The 21,126-nt window shown below is 66.9% G+C and carries 15 protein-coding genes and 2 pseudogenes; 13 read left to right on the top strand and 4 right to left on the bottom strand.

Annotated features, from left to right (window positions below):
• Positions 1-858: 858 nt before the first annotated feature.
• The gene (locus tag ElP_RS35270; protein WP_145279505.1) at positions 859-1,374 is read right to left on the bottom strand and encodes a hypothetical protein; all 516 of its coding nucleotides are present in this window, start codon (positions 1,372-1,374) and stop codon (positions 859-861) included.
• Entirely contained in the window at positions 1,346-2,515 is a 1,170-nt protein-coding gene (locus tag ElP_RS35265) for a helix-turn-helix domain-containing protein (protein ID WP_145279503.1), read from the bottom strand. Before ElP_RS35265 ends, ElP_RS35270 begins: the two co-directional genes overlap by 29 nt.
• Before the next feature lie 439 nt (positions 2,516-2,954).
• Here ElP_RS35265 and ElP_RS35260 point away from each other — a divergent pair, with 439 nt between their 5' ends.
• The 6 genes from ElP_RS35260 (at position 2,955) to ElP_RS35235 (ending at position 8,825) form a co-directional block, all read left to right on the top strand.
• Positions 2,955-4,535, top strand: coding sequence for an adenylate/guanylate cyclase domain-containing protein (locus ElP_RS35260; RefSeq protein ID WP_197447158.1), 1,581 nt, complete (start codon positions 2,955-2,957; stop codon positions 4,533-4,535).
• Positions 4,536-4,541: 6 nt separating this feature from the next.
• The gene (locus tag ElP_RS35255) at positions 4,542-5,201 is read left to right on the top strand and encodes an SEC-C domain-containing protein (RefSeq protein WP_145279498.1); all 660 of its coding nucleotides are present in this window, start codon (positions 4,542-4,544) and stop codon (positions 5,199-5,201) included.
• A 75-nt stretch (positions 5,202-5,276) separates the two neighbouring features.
• Complete coding sequence (locus ElP_RS35250) at positions 5,277-6,185, top strand: TIR domain-containing protein (protein WP_145279496.1); 909 nt, start codon at positions 5,277-5,279, stop codon at positions 6,183-6,185.
• Positions 6,186-6,447: 262 nt separating this feature from the next.
• The gene (locus tag ElP_RS35245) at positions 6,448-6,945 is read left to right on the top strand and encodes a hypothetical protein (protein ID WP_145279494.1); all 498 of its coding nucleotides are present in this window, start codon (positions 6,448-6,450) and stop codon (positions 6,943-6,945) included.
• Positions 6,946-7,023: 78 nt separating this feature from the next.
• On the top strand, positions 7,024-7,686 hold the full coding sequence (locus ElP_RS35240) for an HNH endonuclease (protein ID WP_145279493.1): 663 nt from the start codon (positions 7,024-7,026) through the stop codon (positions 7,684-7,686).
• Between the two features lie 347 nt (positions 7,687-8,033).
• Complete coding sequence (locus ElP_RS35235) at positions 8,034-8,825, top strand: hypothetical protein (protein ID WP_145279491.1); 792 nt, start codon at positions 8,034-8,036, stop codon at positions 8,823-8,825.
• Here the strand turns inward: ElP_RS35235 and ElP_RS35230 are convergent.
• Positions 8,765-10,008 (bottom strand): annotated as a pseudogene (locus ElP_RS35230) (IS3 family transposase). The gene ElP_RS35235 and the pseudogene ElP_RS35230 overlap by 61 nt on opposite strands.
• A gap of 74 nt (positions 10,009-10,082) precedes the next feature.
• On the opposite strand from ElP_RS35230, the gene ElP_RS35225 reads away from it, so the two are divergent.
• Complete coding sequence (locus ElP_RS35225) at positions 10,083-10,379, top strand: hypothetical protein (RefSeq protein ID WP_145279489.1); 297 nt, start codon at positions 10,083-10,085, stop codon at positions 10,377-10,379.
• Positions 10,380-10,496: 117 nt separating this feature from the next.
• On the opposite strand, the gene tnpC is transcribed toward ElP_RS35225, so the two are convergent.
• Entirely contained in the window at positions 10,497-11,666 is a 1,170-nt protein-coding gene (gene tnpC, locus ElP_RS35220) for an IS66 family transposase (protein ID WP_197447157.1), read from the bottom strand.
• Positions 11,667-12,021: 355 nt separating this feature from the next.
• Here tnpC and ElP_RS40310 point away from each other — a divergent pair.
• From ElP_RS40310 to ElP_RS35185, 6 genes and pseudogenes are all read left to right on the top strand, one after another.
• Positions 12,022-13,188 (top strand): annotated as a pseudogene (locus tag ElP_RS40310) (serpin family protein).
• Positions 13,189-13,231: 43 nt separating this feature from the next.
• The gene (locus tag ElP_RS35200) at positions 13,232-13,438 is read left to right on the top strand and encodes a hypothetical protein (RefSeq protein ID WP_145279478.1); all 207 of its coding nucleotides are present in this window, start codon (positions 13,232-13,234) and stop codon (positions 13,436-13,438) included.
• Between the two features lie 382 nt (positions 13,439-13,820).
• The gene (locus tag ElP_RS39090; RefSeq protein WP_197447156.1) at positions 13,821-13,997 is read left to right on the top strand and encodes a hypothetical protein; all 177 of its coding nucleotides are present in this window, start codon (positions 13,821-13,823) and stop codon (positions 13,995-13,997) included.
• 710 nt (positions 13,998-14,707) lie between these two features.
• A protein-coding gene (locus ElP_RS35195) for an IS630 family transposase (protein ID WP_231749285.1) occupies positions 14,708-15,840 on the top strand; the annotation gives its coding sequence in 2 pieces (ribosomal slippage) (positions 14,708-15,146 and positions 15,146-15,840; 1,134 coding nt in all).
• A 90-nt stretch (positions 15,841-15,930) separates the two neighbouring features.
• A protein-coding gene (locus ElP_RS35190) for an IS630 family transposase (protein ID WP_145279476.1) occupies positions 15,931-17,063 on the top strand; the annotation gives its coding sequence in 2 pieces (ribosomal slippage) (positions 15,931-16,369 and positions 16,369-17,063; 1,134 coding nt in all).
• A 500-nt stretch (positions 17,064-17,563) separates the two neighbouring features.
• Positions 17,564-20,815 (top strand): serine/threonine-protein kinase, encoded by a 3,252-nt coding sequence (locus ElP_RS35185; RefSeq protein WP_145279474.1) that lies wholly within the window; start codon positions 17,564-17,566, stop codon positions 20,813-20,815.
• The last annotated feature ends 311 nt before the right edge of the window (positions 20,816-21,126 follow it).

Below are 21,126 nucleotides of genomic sequence, written 5' to 3'. Positions count from 1 at the left end.
CGGCACATGGCTGTGTCGGGAGCAGATCCGCCCCGACGATGGGGGCCCGGCACGATGACGTGCCGATGACAATGCCGGGAGGTCGTACAGAAATCCTCCTGGTCGGCAGTACCCCGAAGAAGGGGTGATGGGCACGATGACGTGCCACAGAAAGGATCCACCATTGTCTACGCAATTGAACCTCCACATCGAGCGCACTCGCTACAACGTCGAGCCAATCGCCAGTTCCGTCGGTATCCGATCCTGGAGGCTGGGGAACACCGATAACGGCCAAACGTACGACGTGACGGCAACCCATGGGGGGACGACCTGTACCTGCCCCGATCACCGATACCGCCATGAGGGGAACGGTACAACCTGCAAGCACGTCCGGGCGCTCCGCGACTCGGGCCTGCTCGATGTTCTCCGACGATCCTCGGCCTCCCGCCCTCACGATCACGGGATATCGCCGACCCTCGGTCGCAACGTACCAGTGGCGCGGCCGAGGAGCCGATGGGGAGTCGTCCGAGGTCGCCTGGGGTGGTACGTCGTGCGGGAGGGCAGGGAAGGCAGGGAAGGCAGCTTCTCGCGCGTCGGCGGGCCGTACAAGACCCGAAGCGAAGCGCGAATCGTCAAGCAGTCACTCGTGGCCTGTGAACGGTCGGCCTCCTGCTGATGCAGCCGGGCCTTGAACGGGGTATGTCCGGGGTGGCTTCCCCTTCGACCGGCCCGGGTGCCAATCGCCGGTACCCAGGGCTGGTCGCGCTGATGCTGTTCGAGCATGGGCGCCCCCGCGATCCGTCGGGGCTGACTCACCTGTCGGAAAGTTGCTTTCGGAATCCAGGCCCCCTCACCGTCTCTCTTGCTACGGCCTTCGGGTTAATCAGGGAAGCAGTGCTTCTCCAAGTCGTCCCAGGTGGGTTCGTGGGTACCCAGCATGAGGTCGCTCCTCCTCACGAGGGCCTGGAGAATCGCCTCGCACCGGATCCGCGCCACTATCTCCGTGGTGACCAACTCTCTCAGGATGACCGCGATGTTGCCGACGACCAACGACGCATCGCGGATCGATCTTGCCAGTCGGCTGTCCCGGGTAACAACGGCGGTCTCGTGGTGGATTGCAGCGGCGAAGAGGAGCTTCTCCATGTCAGAGAGTGCCACCGAGGGGGGATAACGGCAGAAGATATGGGCCAAGTTATGCGGGTCGGGAAGTGCGACGATCGTAGCTCGCGCGCGAATGCGGTCGGCGGCATCGGCCCTCATCTGTCCCGCCGCGAAGCTGGCTTCAAGGGCTCGGACCCCGCAGAAATGCGGCTCGACCCCCGGGTGCTCCAAGAGGAGGTAGTCGAGCGAAATCAGCGAGCAGGTGTCATAGAGGGCGTTCGTCCACCAGCACATCCCTGGGCCTCAGCCAGTCCGATGTCATCTCCGACGCATCATGAACGGTGATCTGGAGCAGTTCGGCGACCTTGGCGACACCGATGAGGTCCTGGAGGAACGCCGATCGGACGAGTCGCTGGAACCGGGTCGTTCGGTAGAGCGCCCCGGGGTCGAGCGGCTCCGGCTCCAGATCCTCCATCGATGCCTTGCCGCCGATTCCCAGCCAACTCTTAATTTGACTGATAAAAATCGGGTACTCCTCCTTCGCCAGTCCCAGTTCAGTGACCCGGCGGTAGAGGCAGAAGAAGCTCACCCGGAAGACCCGCTTGAGCAGCAGCAACGCGTGGAACAGGGGCAATCGGCCCAGCCGCTCCTCGCGCCAAATTCGGACGAGATCGTCGCTGGGGACGAGGAAGCATCCGGCGAACTTATTGGCCTCCTCCTCGTACTTCCGGCCCGGGTCGTCGTCTCGGGCCTCGGCGGTGAACAAGTGGGGATGGAGCACCAGATGCCCCAATTCGTGGGCGGCGCTGAAGATCGTCCGCTCGATGTTCCGGGTCCGATCCCTCAGCAGGACCAGCATCAAGTCGCCCTGGATGGTGCTGATCCCGTCCAAACCCCTGGAGTCGTGGTCGAAGAACAGGCATCGGACGCCGAGGCCCTCAAGGATACCCGCGATGTTCTCCGGGCCGCAGTCCCGGAGGCCGCACGACTCCCTGAGTGTGTCAGCCGCCATCTCGATGTCCCGGTCCCCTAAGGGGCCGTCCGCGTCCAGGACGAACTGGCGTAAGGCCCCGGGGAGCCGGACGCCCGCGATCTCCTCGATCTCCGAGTAGGCCCGCAAGTACCTGCGGACCATGAGGATGATCGAGGGATCCTTGCGGAGGGCCGTATGTGCCCTGAACGCGAAGCGGGGGGGAGGAGGGGCAACGTCGTCGCCGAGCAATGCGACCAGAGGACATCCCAACGCGTCGGCGATCCGGACCAGATCACCTGCGCTCGGCTCGGTCTTACCGCTCTCATAATTGGTGATGGTATTGCGGCTCACCCCGATGCGTTGGGCGAGGTGGGCGACGGTCATGCGAGTCGCCTCTCGTTGCTTGCGGATCAGGGGGCCGATCCCGATCGGCTCTCGATGCCGGGCGGCCTGCGTCGTCATCCTCCATTACCTCGCGCCCATGGTCGGCGACAAAAGTCTTGGGCATCATCCTAGTCCTTGACCCAAGATAGTCCAGAAAATTGTTTCGAGATGGGGCCTTGTCCTCCGAAGATGCCCAACCAATTATGCATTCCAATGGGTGCCGGGCGGCCGATGCCCAAGAAATTGTATGTCCGGGCCGGTCGGATGATCAAGGACCTCATCCTACAAATCCATGACGCCATGGGTCGGGTCGGAGGGGAGTTACCATTCCGCGTCGCCAAGCCTACGACGAATTGGTGGACGACGGCAGTCGCGGGCGCTAGCACTCCCTCCACATCTCCTGCTGGACGACGGTTTGACGGCGGTGAGAGGTATTCGATCGCCGCTCAATCACCGGACGGGCAGGCTTGTAGGACCGAACCGATCGGCAAATTGCGCCGCAAGGCTGGAGAACCTGATGGCTTGGGACGAGCAGAGGGCCAGACGCCGCGTGTCGTTGCACGGCTCGGGGAGCTTCGAGGTCAACGTCTCTGACCTACGGCGGGACACCGACTTCACGAACCTCGGGACCAAGGATGTCCGGCGGGTTCAGGGCGTCCACATCTATGTCGATGTCCCGAACTTCCACCTCGCGGTCGGGGACGCGGGCGGCGACAAGCGGGAGCAGAAGAGGTTGATCCGGGCTGCGAGCGTCCTCCGAAAGGTCCAGGGCGACCTGCTCCGCGAGGACGAGATCAAGCCGATCCAACTCCAGGCGGCCCGGTTGCATTGCCTGAACTTCAAGCCCTACGACCACGAAGACGAGGAGGAATGCGAGCGACGAGTGGCCGAGCGGGCGAAGCGCGCGGTCATCATGGGCATCACGCTGAACTCGTATCTCTACGATGTGTTCAATGGCGTCTTCTCCGAGGTGCGAAACCTCCGAGGGGCTGTCGGCATCGCCGCCGGGCAGAGCTACGTGGCCAACATCGGATTCCACGGGGAACGTGAGCGGATCTGCCTGGGCTCGTGCGCCAACCTCGGGGCCAAGATACTCGACGGCGGCGGCACAATCACCCTCACCAGGCCGGTGTACGATGCCCTTCCAGAGTGCCTCAAGGGACACTTCTCCAGATCCAGGACGGTCTCGGGCGAGGTGACCTACCAGGCCAAGGGCCTACGCTGGAAGGACCACGCCGACCTGGCCGAGGAACTCGGTGTCCGATACGACGAAGATGCCCTCAGGGAGAAGACCGAAGGCTACCGCGATGAACTGCCATTGGACCAGATCGAGGTCGTCGAGGCCGGCACCCTGATCGACCCTGACGTGCTGACCGAGCGGAGGTGCAAGCGGACCGACGCCATCGCCATCTTCGCGGACATCGACGGCTTCACCAAGTACGTCCAGCGGGCCGAGTCCGACGACTCGGTGGCCTCGCTCGTCCGCAAGTTGCACATGATCCGACGGGAGTTCCACGCCGTCATCAAGAAGGATTACGAGGGTCTCGTGATCCAGCACCAGGGAGATCGAGTGATCGCCCTCGTCCATACCCCGACCGGCGACGAGGGCTTCTCCGACCGGTGCCGCAACGCGGTGGATCTGGCCGTGGGCATCCAGTCCTCGATGGCCCACGTCCTGAACGAGCACCTGGGTGAGCAGAAGGATCTCAAGGTCGCCATCGGGCTCGATGTTGGCCGGACGCTGGTGACGCGACTCGGCAAGCAGGGTCGGCGGATCGTCATCGTCTTGGGGCCGGAGGTGGAGTCGGCCGAGGACCTCCAACTCCGATCAGGGGGCGGGGAGATCCGCATCAGTCGGACGATCCACGACGCCCTGCCCGAGGGGACGCTCAAGGGGTGGTTCCGCCAGGATGGCAGCGGGGCGTTCGTCGCCGAGGGCCTGACCTTCCCCCGCCTCGACGAGATCGAAGAGGAGGAGTCGGCGAGGGCGAACCGGCTGGCGGTCAAGCGGGCCGGGGGCGGCTTCGGCATCATTACCCCGGGCGGCGAGCCGACCCGGCCCGCCATGGGCGCCTCGAAGCCATGGTCCGGGAAGTAGGATACCATGGGGTGGTACGACCGGAACCCTGAGCGCTGGCGTACGGAGCGGGAGGTCGCACGCAAGCTCCTCTTCTGCGCCCGGCCCGGAGTGGACCCGAGGGGCACGGCCTTCATCACCGGCCACCTCAGCGTCCTGTCCCGCCACGGGCACGAGTACGGCCCGTTCAACATCAGGGTCACCTACCCGGACCGCTTCCCAGACGCGGGACTTGTGCCGTCCGTCTATTTGTATAGTCACCGTGACCGATGGCGGAACGGATTCGACTCGCACATCGAGCCCGACTGGAGACTCTGCCTCTTCGTCCCGGGAGAGTCGGGCATCGACTTCGCGCGGGAGGACTCGCTGGGGGAACTGCTGGCGGTCACCGCCTCCTTCCTGAGGAAGGAGGTCATCTATCAGCGAGACCTCGCGGCGAAGGTAGCCGAGGGCCCACCGGCCGTCTGGCCGGGCGAAGCCAGGTCGCACGGCACGGAAGGGATCGTCGAGGCGGTCCGGGCGCGTGGGTCAATCCGCGTCACCGAGCCTTGCCCCTGCGGGAGTGGCATAGCGTATCGGGACTGCCACCTGTCGGTCGTCCAGGGGGCTCACCTGTCCGGTACCGCGAGGCCGAAGCGTCCGCGACTCGGCGGCGGTAATCGTTCTCGAAATCGACGAATGGCATGATCGCATCGATAATATTCAGGGATATCACCGCACGTTCTGGCGGTCGAGCCGGAGCGCCTTGAGGAAGGAGGCGGGATGAAGAATCGCTTCGAGGGTGACGAGGGCAGGCGGCGGCTGATCGAGGCCCTCAAGGGCAATGCCCTGGTAGAGCACGATGCCGGACTAGCCACAAGGCTGGCCGAAGTCGGAGAGGTCATCGAATATGGGGTTCAAGATCGCATCATCGAGCAGGGTGCCGGGGACGACGACCTCTATATCATCCTCTGCGGAGAGGTGGACATCCTGGTCAATTCGCGTTGGGTCGCGTCCAGGGGGCCCCGGGATTACGTCGGCGAGATGGTCATGCTCGACGCCTCTGCCGTCCGCTCGGCCACGGTGGTCGCCCGTACGCAAGTCGCCGCGCTCCGGGTCAACGAGCCGGAATTCCACCGGATCGCCGAGCAGTATCCGCGAGTCTGGAGGCCCATCGCCAGGACCCTCGCCGAACGATTGCGTCAGCGGGCCCAATTCCATCGCACCCCGAACCCTGAACCGGTCCTCTTCCTCGGTTCATCGCGTGAGGGGCTGGTCATCGCCGAGGAGATCAAACTCGGCCTGAAGAACGCCCCGATCAACGTCATCGGTTGGACCGATGACGTTTTCGGCCCATCGAGCGTCTCGATCGACGCCCTGTTGATGATGGTCAAGGAGGCGGATTTTGCGGGCCTCGTCTTCGGCCCGGACGACAAGGTGGTGAGTCGCCGCCGCCAGTCGGACACCCCACGTGATAACGTCGTGTTCGAATTGGGCCTGTTCATGGGCGGGCTGGGTCGGGAGCGGACCTTCATCATCAAAGACCGGGACACCAACCTGAAAATCCCCACCGATCTCCTGGGCGTGACGCCCATCACCTACGTCGAACACGACCCCGCGCGTATCGCTTCCACCGTGGGGACTGTCTGCACCGAATTGCGGAAGACGATCCTCAGCATGGGTGTCCGTTAGTCGGGCGTGGGGAGCGTGGCCGCCTTTTGAAGGGTACGACCAATCGGGCATCGCCCGCTGGTGTCCCCTCCGATCTGCGATCGTACCCTTGGCCAGATTTGGCAAACGACGGCCCGGCCTCGGAGCGGTCGATCGTCATCGCCTCCGATTTTACCAGTACCATCGGGGCTAGGGACTCGGCCTCTTGCTGGTCTCTCGCGTCCGGCCCAGAATCGAGGCTTGCTTCTCCGGCCCGGGTCGGGCCGCTCCTGGAGTTGGGCCCATGCCATTCGTCCGTGGCGAGTCGTATACCAGGGAACACATCCACGCCGAACTCGGGGGCGAGACGGTCTCCTACCTGCCCCAGCGGGCCGGTCGGGTGGTCTGCGGCTGCTTCTCGCAGGACTCGAACCGCGAGGCCCCGTACGAGATCCTGGTGGGCGGATCCGACGAGGAGGGCGTCGATCGCCCGATCCTGAAGAAGGCGAGGCAACTGGCGAAGCAGGGCGGGCCGATCCCCGTCTTCCTCAAGCAGGGCCCGAACGCCTGGATGTACGACGGCCACTACCGGGTCAAGGGCGTGATCGAGGACCGGTCCTACCTCGAAGGGAAGCAGCGGCGGGCGGGCAGGACCGATGTCGCCCTCGCGCTGCTGCTGGAGCCCGTCGAGGCCGCCCACGACACCTACCTCCTGACCTGGAATCCGGGCAATTGGCAATGGGACGACCTGGAGGATTGGGTCCTCCGGACCGCCGAGGGCAGGCCCGTCGAGGACCGCTGAAGTTGCGGGAACACCAGGCGGATCAGGCCGGGGGACCGGCTGTTCCTCCTCCGGCAGGGGGTCGAGCCGAGGGGGATCATGGCCGCCGGGTGGGCCAGGTCGGCGACCTACGAGGGGCCGCACTGGGACGATGCCCGTCGGGAACGGGGCGACACCGCCCTGAGGGTGGACGTGGGCTTCGAGCGGATCTTCGACCCGGAGATCGACGAGATTCTCCCTTTGGACAGGCTCCGGGACGGCCCCCTGGCGTCGGTGAACTGGGCGACCCCGGCCTCGGGCATCCAGATTCGCCAGGGCGTGGAGGGCCTGGAGCGGCTCTGGGCCGATCTGGTCGGCCGGTACGATGCCGCCCGAAAGGTGGACGAGGATCCCGGGGCCATGGAGGGGGAGGTGCGGATCGCGCTGACCCGGCACCGGGCCAGGGAGCGTTGGCTGAGGGACGAGAAGCTCGCCCAGGCGAAGGCGGCCAACGCGGGGCGGCTCCCCTGCCAGGTCTGCGGCTTCGACTTCTTCGAGGTCTACGGGGAGCCGGGGCGAGACTACGCCCAGGTCCACCATTTCAAGCCGCTCTCCGACCGTACCAGGCCGAGCCTGACCAGGCTGGAGGACCTCGCGGTGCTCTGCGCCAACTGCCACGTCATGATCCACCGGGGAGGGGGGAACCTCGCCCTGGAAGGGCTGCTCAAGGGTCCCGTACCCCAGGGGGGGAATCGTCCCCCGGGCGGGCCAGCCGGCTCGTAGGCGTGGGAAGTGGGCGTCATCCGAGCGGGCAAGCATCCCGCGTCCGCTTCCTGGTACATCAGGGCCAGATAGGGACGGCCCGGGTTGCCCCCGGGTTGCCTGCGGATCATGGTACCATCGGGCCCGGTCAGCCCCGAGGGGGCATGCCATCCGCCACCTCATCTGCGGGATCCCCTTGCCCGAGCAGTTCTGCGGCAACGTCGATCATGCTATCATGGTTCTCTTTGCCCGCACTCCGGCTCCCGGTTTCGAAGGCGTCCGAATGCAAGGGGATCGGCTCGTGTGCCCGATCGGTCGGCGGATCAGCCTGTCGGGGCACCACGACGGCCCAGTGGGGATCTGCTGCGATGGCCACCAGACGTGCGAGGGAGGTTGACCTTCTCAAAACTTCGGAGCGGGTCGCGTCGGCCGGGATGACCCCCACGATCGTGATGAGCCGCAGGTTCGACAAGGCATATCGTCGATCCAACGCCATCCTGAAGGGCCTGATCGAGGGGGCGTGCCGCGATTTCGTCCGGCTGTTCCAGTCGGACCATACCCAGTTCAAGCGGAGGTACGACCGCCTCGCGCAACTTCCCGACGTGCTGGAGGTCGATGTCACCGGGGGCCATCGGATGATCGCTCACGGGGATTCGGAGGTGCTCCGTCTCCTCGATGTCGGAGGTCACGATGTCGTCCCCCGCTACACCGGCTCGATGTTCTACCTGGACCGACTCCAGGGTCTCGGGGCACCGCTCCAGTTCTATCCGGAGCACTCGGAGCATGAGTTGCGCTTCTTCACGCGGAATCCGAGCCTCAGCTTCGAGCAATTCGGGCCCGAACTGGCCAGGGAGTGGGTCTACTTCCTGTCCGATCAGCAGGCCCAGGTGGTCGAGGAGATCATCGAGGGAATCTGCGAGGCATACACCTCGGGACATCCGCTCTCGCCCTCGTTCATCCTCGGAGGGCCGGGGACCGGCAAGACGAACATCCTCGTCAACCTGCTGAAGGATCTCACGGACCTGGGCCTACGGGTCGAGATCGAATTGAGCGAGGAGTGTATGGCCTTGAGGTTCTCTGGATGGGGACTTGATCGTAGTCACGCCGCCGCCTGGACGCCACCGACGAGGTCCCGCCGCACCTGGCTCGGTGTCCGGTGACCATGGCGGCGGATCACCCACCGCTCGTTGTACGTCCTCTTGAACTCACCCAACGCCTCGGCCAACTCCACCACCGTGGCGAACGACCTCACCCGGAGCAACTGCTCCTTCAGCGTGCGGACGAATCGCTCGGCGCAGCCGTTGCCCTCCGGTTCCCGCACGAAGCTCGGCGAGCTGGCCATGCCGAGGAAGGTCAGCTCCCGCTGGAAGTCGTCGCTCATGTAGGCGCTGCCGTGGTCGTGGCGGATCGCCAGGCCACGGGCGATGCCCCGGTCGAAGCCGCCGAAGTGCTCCCGCACCCCCTGGCGCAGCGGCTCCAGCGCCTCGAAACGCTCGCCTCGCTCGGCCACGTGGAGGCCGACGCACTCGCAGGTGCAGTGGTCGACGGCCACGAAGACGTGGACCAGGCCCTCGCCGGTGGTGACCGTCGTGGTCATGTCCGTGCCCCACATCGAGTCCGGCTCCTCGGTCGTGATGGTGCCGTCGTGGGCCTTCGGCCCGTGCGGGTGGCCGCCCCGGCGGGGGGCCTGGAGGCGGTGCTCCCGCATCAGCCTCCGCACTCGCTCGGAGGCCGTGCGGATGCCCTGATGCCGCAGGCGGGCCCAGACCTTGCGGTAGCCCTCGCCGGTGAACGGCGACTCGGCCAGGACCCGACGGATGTGGCCGACCAGCTCCTCGCCGGTGCCGGCCCCGACCGGCCCCCGCTTGTGCGGCACCGGCCGTTGCTCCGGCGGCACGGCCTCCCGGGCCTTGAGGTAGTAGGCGGTCGAGCGGGCGATCCCGAAGATGCGGCAGACCCGCTGCATGCCGTATCGCTTGCCGGTGCCGGGGGAGGCGGAGCGGGCTAACTGCTCCGCCTCCTCGCGACAAAAGGGCGGCCGCTCTCCAGGTGCTGGCACTTCTGCCCCAGCAGCTCATTGTCCATGGTGAGCTGGCCGACCTTCGCCTGGAGGCGGGCGATCACCTCGTCCCGGTCGTCGGTCGGTCGGCTCTTCAGGGCCGCCGTGCCGCCGTCGAGGAAGCCCTCCCGCCAGGAGGAGAGCGTGGCGGCGGTGACGCCCAGCTCCCGGGAGAGGGAGTCGAGGTCCTCGCCCCGGAGCAGCCGGAGGACGGACTCGGTCTTCCGCCTGGCGGAGAACCGGCCACGATCCTGGGAGTCGGTCTTGGTGCTCTTCTTGGTCATCTCGGGCACTCCTTCCAGGGCCATTATGGCCCATGAGAGTGTCCAGAGAAGCCCTCAGGCTAAGGAGCGAGAACTTGCGCGGGCAGACCGACTTCAACGGCGAAGGACTTTCCGGACAGGAATGGCTGAGGGTGATGGAAGCTATTTGCCACCGCGCCGCAAATGCTGGCTTCTCGAACGATGCGCTGGGCCTCCACCCCGGATATGAAGCCGAACGGGAAGCGTGCCTCAATCTGATCGACACCAGGATGGTCGCTGACGGAATTGTCATCCCGCATGCTATCCTTGATGCGCCGTTCCCGCCCGCGCAAAAGCTCCGATATTACATCGAAGACGGAGCTGTACTGGACTACGATCCGAACGCATCCTGACGGTGACCGTCTCACGTTCGACGATCGTGCCGACTGGAGGCGGCTGACGGCCGCCCGCAATGCGGGTTATCGCCACAGTTGGAGCGAGTCCAGACCCGGCTCACCTGGGTTGGCCCGTCAGGAAGCGACCTTGCGCCGCGCGTTCGGATGGGCCACGAACCACGCATCGGGCAGCAGCTCTCCGAGCCGCTCCGCTGGATGGGTCGGCAGCCGCTCCAGCACATCCCGGAGATAGGCGAAGGAGTCGGCCCCGAGCCGTCTGCAGCTGCCCACGAAACTATACAGGACCGCCGCCGTGCGACCGCCCCGGTCACTCCCGACAAATAAGTAATTCATCCGGCCGATCGCCTGGGCTCGTAGCGTCCGCTCGGCGAGGTTGTTGTCGATGCTCAACTCACCGTCGCGGGTGTAGGTCTGCAAGCCCTGCCACTGGTTCCTGGCGTAGGCGATCGCCTTCCCTAGCGGGCTCTTCGGCAGCATCTGCCGGCACTGCTCGTCCAACCAGGCTTCGAACGCCGCCAGGAGGGGCACTGCGTCCCGCTGCCGGATTTCCCGAGGCTTCGCGGCCGGTAACGCACGGCACTCCGCCTCGATCCGGTAGAGCTGCCGGATCCGGGCCAACGCCTCGTGGGCCAGCACCGGCGCCGTGGTCCGGCACTCGTAGAACTTGCGGCGGACGTGGGCCCAGCAGGCTACCTTGATCACGCCCGGCTCGGTACAGATCCGGTCGTAACCCGAGAAGGCATCGGCCTGCAGGTAGCCTTGATAGCTGCCAAGGAACCGCTCGGGGCCGTCGCGTGTGCGGCGGGGCGTGAAGTCGTAGACTCTGAACGGGTTCCAGTCATCCCCGACGTAGACCAAGAACCGCCCGATCCTCGTCGCGGGTAGCGTCGGGTCCCAGACCGGCACGGTCGTATCATCGGTCCAGATAACCTTCGAGCTCCGGGCCAGCCCAGCCATGACATCGTGGAGCGGCCTGAGCACCTCGGCGGCCCGGGCCATCCATTCACAGAGTGTCGCTCGCGAGAGGGTGACGCCATGCCGGGAGAGGATGTCCTCCTGGCGGTACAGCGGCGGGTGGTCGCCGTACTTGCCGGTGATCACGTTGGCCAGCAGGCCCGGTCCGGGCAGGCCCTTGTCGATCGGCTGGGGCGGCTTCTCCAGGACGGCGAGGACCGCGTCGAGGGTCTTCGAATCAAAGCCGCGGGGAACCCGGACGGTCGGCCCGGAGGGCAGCACGATCTCGATCGGGGTCGACTCGGCGGGCTGATCGGCTTCCTCCGGCACGATCCGCACCGGCAGAAAGGCCGAGGAGAGAACCAGCTCGGTCGACCGGCTCGGACCTCCTCGGGGAGTTGGTTGCTCTCCCCAAGATGCTATCAGGCCCTGCAAGATGTCCTTGGAAAGACGGTTACATCGCGTCCTCCTGGAAGGATGGGGTCGGCCTCGGGGGGCCGGGTTGCTCGGGTTCCTCGGGCTGGTCGGGGTGGCCACGGTGTGCATCCGGATCATCTGCGGTTGAGCGGACAGGGGAAGCTCAGCCGAGGAGGAGCAGGGGAACAGATCGGGTCGGCCTAAGGGATGCGGCCCTCCGGACGTCATCAGGGTGGAGGCGATCTATCCCAGGCATCGGAGGTCCACCATGATCGGGGTCTTGCTGTTGGCGACGAAATTGGCCGGCGAACCGGGGGACGAGGTCGTCCGGGGCAACACCCGCTTCGCCCTCGACCTCTACGGGAAGCTCAGGGAAGAGCCTGGCAACCTGTTCTGCTCACCGTTCAGCATCTCGACGGGTCTGGCCATGACCTACGCCGGGGCCGGGGGCTAGACGGCCGAGCAGATGGCCGACGTCCTGCATTTCCCCCTGCCCCAGTCCGAACTCCACGGGGCGTTCTCGGATCTGGTCGCGGCGATGGACCCCGAGGGCAACGACCGCCTCGAGGTGGCGAACCGGCTGTGGGGACAGCGGGGCTACGACTTTCAGGACGACTTCCTGGCCCTCATCCGCGATCGTTACGGGGCCGAACTCGGCCAGGTCGACTTCGCCCGCGAGACAGATCAGGCCCGGCGGAGGATCAACGACTGGGTCGCCTAGCAGACCCAAGGCAAGATCGAGGAGCTGATCCAGCCGGGCGTCCTCGACGCGTCCACCCGCCACGTCCTGACCAACGCGATCTCTTTCAAGGGCCGATGGGTCCAGCCCTTCGACGCCAGGTCGACCCGAGAGGAGCCGTTCCGCGTCTCAGGGCGCCGGAGTGTCCCCGTGCCCATGATGTCCCGGCAGGGCCGCTTCCGCTACGCCGAGGGCGACGGACTGAAGCTGCTTGAGCTGCCCTACGGCGAGGGTGACCTGGCGATGGTCGTGTTGCTGCCCGACGAGGTCGAGGGGCTCGCCGAGCTGGAGGCCCGGCTGACCGCCGAGGACCTCGACCGGTGGCTCTCCGGCCTCGGGAGCAGGGAGGTTCAGGTCTCCTTGCCCCGCTTCACGATGCGATCGCGGTTCAAACTGGCCGAGACCCTGGAGTCGCTCGGCATGACGCTGGCCTTCTCCCCCGGCCGGGCCGACTTCTCGGGGATGGCCAGCCAGGACGCGTTGTCCATCTCGCAGGTGGTGCACGAGGGGTTCGTCGACGTCAACGAGGAGGGGACCGAGGCCACCGCCGCCACCGGCGTCGTCATGACGCGGACCTCCTCCGCCCCGAGCCGTCCGGTCGAGTTCCGGGATGATCACCCGTTCCTCTTCCTGATCCGGGACAGCCGGACCGGGAGCATCCTGTTCCTGGGGCGGCTGAAGGATCCCCAGGACTGACACCGACACCACCGGCCCGAACGATGGCGAGAACGCTCCGCGAATGGATCGGCACCAACTGGAAGGGACCGATCCGCCGCCGGGCGCCCGAGTCCCTCAGGGCTGGTGCTGGGGGATGCCCTTCGACTACGACCGGGCCTGCGGCATGATCACGGCCTTCTTGCCGCAGGCGGGGGGCGGGATGCTGGTCCGCTGGGGGTACGCCGAGGGCGTCGACCAGATCCGGGATGCCCTCGCGAGCGTCCCCTAGTTCCTCTGGGAGCCCTGGGGCGAGGAGTTCCTGGTCGGGCAGGGCCCCCTGCTCCGCTTCAACGCGGCCAGCCCGGGTAGTGCCCGCCTGAGGGTGGATACGCTATGGACGAGGAGTCGGTCGAGGTCGGGCGTCTCGAAGACTCGCTACCCGCTGGTAGCAATCGGGTCGAGACGGACGACTACAGGCCCGACGAGGAGATCTGGCTTGTCCTCCATCGGCTCAGGAAGGTCGTGCGATGGCCGGCTCCTACCTGGAGAGAAACGTGGGCTTGGTCAGACTCCATCGGTCTGTTCCGTTAAGCAGCTCGACGTAATGTCCGGTGTGCGATGTCGCCGAGACTCCCCACGTCCCGACGTCCCATGAGAATGGGGGCCTATCGGTGAATGACCTCACCTACTTCGAGCGACTCGTCGCGTCAGCCCACCGGATCGCCCGGCACCCCTGGCACCCCGGCAAGGAGCAGGCGATCGACCTAGCCGTCGAGGGGCTCGTGATGGCGGTCCTCATCGACTCCGAAGAGCGGGTCGTGCTGGGAGGCCGCTCGAATGCGGCCTGACGGTCGCTATGACTCCGCGATCTTGCTCCGAATCGCTCCCAGGTCGCGGGCGATCCCCACCAGGAGGAGACTCGACCGGGCTCGGCGTCGGTATGAGAACTATACGTCGTGCCAATCGGGGGCTTGGACGGAGCCGGGAGGAGCCTGTGGCCACTAAAGATGTCCGAGATGTGTGGGATGGGAGGGCACGGGATCAACACTCGGACCAGATACCCCCCGGTGGATGCCACACACTATAGGGGACGCATGAGCACTGGAGGGATCAAGGTCATGTGCCCTCACAACCCATGCCTCATGTCCCCGGATCGCCAATCATGCGGCCAGGCTGAGCAGCCCCTGCTGACCAGCACCCAACTATCAGTCCCCATGCCAGCTGGGTGGCCAAAATCCGGGGCGGCGATCCCTCAGAATGATTCGTGGCACTTGCTACAGCGGGGGGGCGGGCCTGCCCTGGTGACAGGGCAAGGCCGTTCCCGCAGCCATGCGGCACGATCCGCGAACGGCCCAGCGAGGCGATGCCCGTGCCGCCGTCGCACCCTGAGCTGGCGCCGGCGTCGTCTGCACCGGTATCAGGGCGAGGCCCCGGTGGCCCGACGCGATCCGTTCGTCGGCGCAGAGGGCCGGATCCTGCTAGTAGTCGGCCACCGATGACTTGAGGGCTGTGTCGGAATCGGTTCTCCTGGGGCGATAACCGCTTCAGGAGAACCGACTTGAAGAAGTACATCGTCACGCTGACGGCCGAGGAACGCCAGGACCTCCACGAGCTCATCGCGGCGGGGAAGGCCGCCGCGAAGAAGCTGGCCCACGCCCGCATCCTGCTCAAGGCCGACGCCGCCGAGGGCGGCCCCGCCTGGCCCGACGGGCGGATCGCCGAGGCCGTCGAGGTCAGCGTCGCCACCATCGAGCGGGTCCGCCAGCGGTTCGTCGAGCAGGGCCTGGAGGCGGCCCTGGTCCGCAAGAAGCAGGCCCGCCCCAGCCGAGAGCGGGCCCTGGACGGGCGGGCCGAGGCGCAGTTGATCGCCCTGGCCTGCTCCGCGCCGCCGGACGGCCGCAAGGCCTGGACGATGCGGCTGCTGGCCGACACGCTCGTCGAGCTGGAGGTCGTCCCCACGATCTCCGACGAGACGGTGCGGCGCGCTTTGAAAAAAGCGAACTGAAGCCGCACCTGAAGGAGCAGTGGTGCATCCCGCCGGAGGCGAACGCCGAGTTCGTGGCGGCGATGGAGGACGTGCTGGACGTCTACCACCGCCCCTACGACGAGAAGCGGCCGCTGGTCTGCCTCGACGAGGCGAGCAAGCAACTCCTCGGCGAGGTGATCCAGCCGATCCCGGCCGCCCCCGGCCAGCCGGGGCGGTTCGACTACGAGTCCGTCCGCAACGGGACGGCCAACCTGTCCATGATCTCCGAGCCGCTGCTGGGCTGGCGGGCGGTGAAGGTAACCGAGCGTCGGACGGCGGTGGACTTCGCCGAGGTGGTCCGCTGGCTGGTCGAGGAGGTGCACGCGGAGGCGGAGAAGGTCGTCCTGGTGATGGACAACCTGAACACGCACAAGCTGGCCTCGCTGTACGAGGCCTTCCCGCCGGAGCAGGCGAGGCGGATTGCCGAGCGATTGGAGATCCATCACACGCCGAAGCATGGCAGCTGGCTGAACATGGCGGAGATCGAGCTGTCGGTGCTGGCCCGGCAGTGCCTGGATCGACGGATCGAGTCGCCCGAGGAGCTTCGCCGCGAGGTGGAGGCGTGGGAGGAGGACCGCAACGAGCGTGGGGTCGAGGTGGAGTGGCAGTTCACCACGGCGGACGCCCGGATCAAGCTGCACCGGCTATACCCGACAACTCAATAGAGGTCGACTACTAGTGGTCGGCCACTGACGACTTGAGGGATGGGCTGCAATCGGTTCTCCTGGAGCCCTAACCGCTTCAGGAGCATCGACATGAAGAAGTACATCGTGACGCTCACCGCCGACGAACGCCAGGCCCTCCTCGATCTCATCTCCGCCGGCAAGGCCTCCGCTCTGAAACTGGCCCATGCCCGCATCCTCCTCAAGGCTGATGCCGCCGAGGGCGGGCCCGCCTGGCCCGACGACCGCATCGCCGAGGCCGTCGAGGTCTCTGTCGCCACCATCGAGCGGGTCCGCCAGCGGTTCGTCGAGCAGGGCCTGGAGGCCGCCCTGGTCCGCAAGACGCAGGCCCGTCCCAGCCGCCAGCGGGCCCTCGACGGCCGGGCCGAGGCGAAGTTGATCGCCCTGGCCTGCTCGGAGCCCCCCGACGGCCGCAAGGCCTGGACGATGCGATTGCTGGCCGACAAGCTCGTCGAGTTGGAGATCGTCCCCTCGATCTCCGACGAGACGGTGCGCCGCTCTTTGAAAAAAGCGAACTGAGGCCGCATCTGAAGCAGCAGTGGTGCATCCCGCCGGAGGCGAACGCCGAGTTCGTGGCGGCGATGGAGGACGTGCTGGAGGTCTACCACCGGCCCTACGACGAGACGCGACCGCTGGTCTGCCTCGACGAGGCGAGCAAGCAACTGATCGGCGAGACGGTCGTGCCGATCCCGGCAGCGCCAGGGCGGCTCGAGCGGTTCGATCACGAATACGTCCGCAACGGGACGGCCAACCTGTTCATGGTGACGATGCCGCTGCTGGGGTGGCGTGCGGTCCACGTCACCGAGCGTCGGACGGCGTTGGACTTCGCCGAGGTGGTGCGTTGGCTGGTGGAGGAGGTGCACGAGGAGGCGGAGAAGGTCGTGCTGGTGATGGACAACCTGAACACGCACAAGATCGCCTCGCTGTACGAGGCGTTCCCGCCGGAGCGGGCCCGTCGGATCGCCGGGAAGTTGGAGATCCACCACACGCCGAAGCACGGGAGTTGGCTGAACATGGCGGAGATCGAGCTGTCGGTGCTGGCGAGGCAGTGCCTGGACCGGCGGATCGAGTCGAGCGAGGAACTGAAGCGGGAGGTCGCGGCGTGGGAGGAGGACCGCAACGAGCGGATGGTGGGCATTCGGTGGCAGTTCACCACGGCGGATGCCCGGATCAAACTGCACCGACTATACCCGGCAACTCAATAGCGGACGACCACTAGCCGACTCGCGCCCGCAACACCCCGGAGGTCGACGCCTACATCCGGCGCGAGTACCGCAAGGGATGGTCGCTCTCGTGAAACACGACTACGTCGGCTCATTCGCAGCCTGGTCGTTTCGAAGTGGGTAATGTGCGGCAGGCACCTTTTTCCGAGGCCGCGAGCCGTGCGCGTTCGGGAACGACAGACGCATCTGTTGCGTCTTCCGGTGATTCCTGATGCGAGGAACCAGGCCCGCGAAAATGGCGTATCTCACCTCCTTGAAACGACTTGTGTTCTGGATGCCAGGCGGATCGTCGAAGGGTCAAGCGCGTCTTTGTAGGCGGAAGGCGCATGCGCCACCAGCCGACCGGGCCAGCCCGGCAACCAGCGCCAGTGCTGACGGCCCAGTATCACACGCATATAATCAGGCCGGTCATCCGCACCACGACAGACCGATTTCCGATCGCGGGGTTGCCGGCTCACGATCGACCTCGCGCGGAGTGTACCATGGACGCCGACCGCCACCTCCTCTTCGGCCTGCTGGCACTGCAAAACGGGTTGATCCAGCAGGCCCAGCTCGTCGCCGCGTTCCACGCCTGGACCTGCGACAAGGCGCGATCCCTCGCCGACCAACTGATCGCGCTGGGGTATCTCAACGCCGCCCAGCGAGCCGCCGTCGAGGCCCTGGCGGCCCTGCACGTCGAGGCCCACGGCGGCGACGTGGAGCAGAGCCTCGCCGCCGTCCCCGCCGGCCGATCGACGCGAGAACGTCTGGCCGACCTGGGCGACCCGGACCTCGAGGCGACGCTGAGCCGTGTCGCGTCCGGACACGGCTCGACCGAGGATGGCGAGGCCGACCGAACGGCCAGCTACGCCGTCGGCGCCGCCACGTCCGACGGCCAGCGGTTCCGCGTGCTGAGGCCGTATGCCCGCGGCGGCCTGGGCGCCGTATTCGTGGCGATCGACGAAGAGCTTCACCGTGAGGTGGCGCTGAAGCAAATCCTCGACCACCATGCCGATGACCCAACCAGCCGGCAGCGGTTCCTCCTCGAGGCCGAGGTCACCGGCGGCCTGGAGCATCCGGGCATCGTGCCGGTCTACGGGCTGGGCAGTTACGTCGACGGCCGCCCCTACTATGCCATGCGGTTCATCCGCGGCGACAGCCTCAAGGAGGCCATCGACCGCTTCCACTCCAATGGGGCGTTGAAGTCCTCGCCCGGGCGCCGCTCGCTGGGACTGCGCAAGCTGCTCCGGCGGTTCACCGACGTCTGCAACGCCATCGAGTATGCCCACAGCCGGGGGGTGCTGCACAGGGACATCAAGCCGGGCAATATCATCGTGGGCAAGCACGGCGAGACGCTGGTCGTCGACTGGGGGCTGGCCAAGGCCACCGGCGAGGCCGAGCCGGGCTCCGAGGAGCGGACGCTCGTCCCCAGCTCGTCCGGCGGCAGCTCCGAGACCTTGCCCGGCAGCGCCCTGGGCACGCCGGCCTACATGAGCCCCGAGCAGGCGCGGGGCGACCTGGAGCACCTGGGACCTTGGTCGGACGTCTACAGCCTGGGCGCGACCTTCTATTGCCTCTTGACCGGCAAGCCGCCGCTGGAGGGAGACGACATCGGCAAGCTGCTCCGCGCGGTCCAGCGCGCGGAGTTCCCTCCGCCCCGACAGATCGACCAGTCGATCGACGCGGCGCTGCAGGCGGTCTGCCTCAAGGCGATGGCCCTCCAGCCCGAGGACCGCTACGCCACGCCGCGGCTGCTGGCCGAGGACATCGAGCGATGGATGGCCGACGAGCCGGTCACCGCCTGGCGCGAGCCCGTGTCGCGGTGGTTGCTGCGCTGGCTGACCCGGCACCGCACGGGGGTGACGGCGGCCGGTGCGGCGCTGCTGGTGGCCCTGGCCGGCACGGCCGCGGTGCTGGCGGTCCAGACGCGGGCCAACGCCGACTTGAACCGCGCCAACACCGACCTGGAGGTCGCCAACCAGAAGGTGACCCGGATCAACACCGCGCTGGCCGCCTCCAACGAGCGGGAGCGAGCCCGCTTCGCCCTGGCTCAGGAGGCGATCCGGACCTTCCACACCGGGGTCAGCGAGGACGTCCTGCTGAAGCAGGAGGAATTCCAGGCGCTGCGGGCCAAGCTGCTGCGCGAGGCACGGGAGTTCTACCGCAAGCTCGAGGGGCTCTTGCAGGGGCACGCGGATCGCGACTCGCGCCTGGCCCTGGGCCGGGCCTATCTCGAGGTCGGCGAGCTCACGAAGCAGCTCGACTCGATCGAGGAGGCGCAGACGGTCCTCCGGCGCGCCCTGGTTTTATTCGAGGCCCTGGCTCGCGAGGACCCGGCCGATGCGGAGCCGCGGCGCTCGCTCGCGCTTGGCCTGAGATCCCTCGGGGAGATCCTGACGGGGGTCGGGCGGAATGCCGACGCACTCGAGGCGCACGGACGATCGAGGGATCTCCTCCGGGCGCTGGCCGAGGCCGATCCCGCCGACCGTCGGCTACGGGGCGAGTGGGCCCGTTCCGAGATGTACTATGGGATGTCCCTCTCATCCAACCACCGCCCACCGTCCCAGGTGCTGGAAGCGGCCGAACGGGCGCGGTCAATCCTGGAGGCCGCGACGGGGGGCGACCCCCTATCCGTGGATCTCCAAAGCGACCTGGCGGACCTGTACGGTGCCCTGGCAATCGCTCTGGGAGCAGCCGGCCGCGGGGAGGAGGAGAGGACGGCCTACGAACGAGCACGCGACCTGGGCGAGGCGCTCTTCCGGGCGAATCCCGAGGACGCCGACATCGGCCACGAATTGGCCAGGAACCTCGGCAACATGGGAATCTGCTTGGCCGCCGCCGGTCGACTTCCCGAGGCGCTGGCGGCCTTCGACCGGGCGCAAGAGGTCCTCAAGGCGGTGGAGGGCTCCAATCCAACCCTCCTGCGCCTCCCCGCGGCCTCGGCCTGGATCGACACCTCGGCCGCTTTCGTCCTGATCGCGCTCGGGCGGGATGAGGAGGCACTCGCGGCGCTCGGGCGGGCTGGGGCCGCCCGCGAGGTCCTGATCAAGGCGAACCCGGCCGTCACGCGCAACCGCGAGCAATTGATCCTGACGCACCGCCAGACCGCCGACATTCACCGCCGGTCCGGGCGGATGGCGGAGGTGCTGGCGTCGCTCAAGCTGGCGCAGGAAAACGCGGCGAGCTTGGCCGACGCCCACCCGGAGAACCGCGGATACCGGCAAGATCTCGTCGCGGCCTACGCCGACCTCGGTGACGTCCACGCCGCGATGGGCAAGCCCGCGGAGTCATCGGCGACGTACGACGCGGCGCTCGCGATCGGTCGCCAAATCGCCCAAGCCGACCCTGCGACGGCCTCGCTTCAGTCCGACTTGGCGACCACATTCCGCCGCCGCGGGATTGCGATGCAGAAATTCGACCGGCCCGCCGACGCGGTGCGGGACTTCCGCCGAGCGATCACCCTCCTCCAGGAGCTGACGGAGCCGACTCCGGGGGATTATTACAACATCGCGTGTTCCCAATCGCTGCTGGCCGGCCTCGCCGCCGAGGCTGGTTCCGGCCTGACGTCCGACGCCGTCCGGGCCGAGGCCGATCACGCGATGGCCACCCTGCACCGGGCTGTCGCCCTCGGCTGGCGGGACGCGGCCTGGGCACGGATCGACTCGGACCTCGACCCGATCCGGTCGCGATCCGACTTCCAGCTCCTGATGATGGACCTGACCTTTCCGGCCGACCCGTTCGACCGCGGCGACTGAGCGGCGCCGCCTGGCCGGGCTTCTCCCGCTCGTTTCCCCGGCTTCTCGATCAGGAAACGACCACCCGTGGACGGCCAAGCCGGCGGCCTCGTGCCGACTGCATCTTCCGGGGCAGAAGGCGAACTTCTGAACGTTCGAACATTGGAGGCTGCCGCTTATGGCCACTGTTCATCGCGAGGGCGACGTCCTTCGGTCCAGCATTCAGGCCGGAATGCTATTGAGGCACGCTGGCTCCTGGGCATCGGAAGAAGCACCTGGGACAGCCAGCCCCGATGGGAGTGGCCCGATCCCGGGGAGATGTTTCAACGATC

The organism is Tautonia plasticadhaerens, from assembly GCF_007752535.1.
Classification (GTDB): Bacteria; Planctomycetota; Planctomycetia; order Isosphaerales; family Isosphaeraceae; genus Tautonia; species Tautonia plasticadhaerens.
The sequence above is the reverse complement of the archived record's forward strand: the minus strand, read 5'-3'. Positions and strand labels throughout refer to the sequence as shown.

Excerpts from the sequence above, each read along its gene's own strand:
- ElP_RS35270 (WP_145279505.1), bottom strand. The coding sequence starts at position 1,374 with ATGTGCTGGTGGACGAACGCCCTCTATGACACCTGCTCGCTGATTTCG.
- ElP_RS35265 (WP_145279503.1), bottom strand. The coding sequence starts at position 2,515 with ATGACGACGCAGGCCGCCCGGCATCGAGAGCCGATCGGGATCGGCCCC.
- ElP_RS35260 (WP_197447158.1), top strand. The coding sequence starts at position 2,955 with ATGGCTTGGGACGAGCAGAGGGCCAGACGCCGCGTGTCGTTGCACGGC.
- ElP_RS35255 (WP_145279498.1), top strand. The coding sequence starts at position 4,542 with ATGGGGTGGTACGACCGGAACCCTGAGCGCTGGCGTACGGAGCGGGAG.
- ElP_RS35250 (WP_145279496.1), top strand. The coding sequence starts at position 5,277 with ATGAAGAATCGCTTCGAGGGTGACGAGGGCAGGCGGCGGCTGATCGAG.
- ElP_RS35245 (WP_145279494.1), top strand. The coding sequence starts at position 6,448 with ATGCCATTCGTCCGTGGCGAGTCGTATACCAGGGAACACATCCACGCC.
- ElP_RS35240 (WP_145279493.1), top strand. The coding sequence starts at position 7,024 with ATGGCCGCCGGGTGGGCCAGGTCGGCGACCTACGAGGGGCCGCACTGG.
- ElP_RS35235 (WP_145279491.1), top strand. The coding sequence starts at position 8,034 with ATGGCCACCAGACGTGCGAGGGAGGTTGACCTTCTCAAAACTTCGGAG.
- ElP_RS35200 (WP_145279478.1), top strand. The coding sequence starts at position 13,232 with ATGGATCGGCACCAACTGGAAGGGACCGATCCGCCGCCGGGCGCCCGA.
- ElP_RS35185 (WP_145279474.1), top strand. The coding sequence starts at position 17,564 with ATGGACGCCGACCGCCACCTCCTCTTCGGCCTGCTGGCACTGCAAAAC.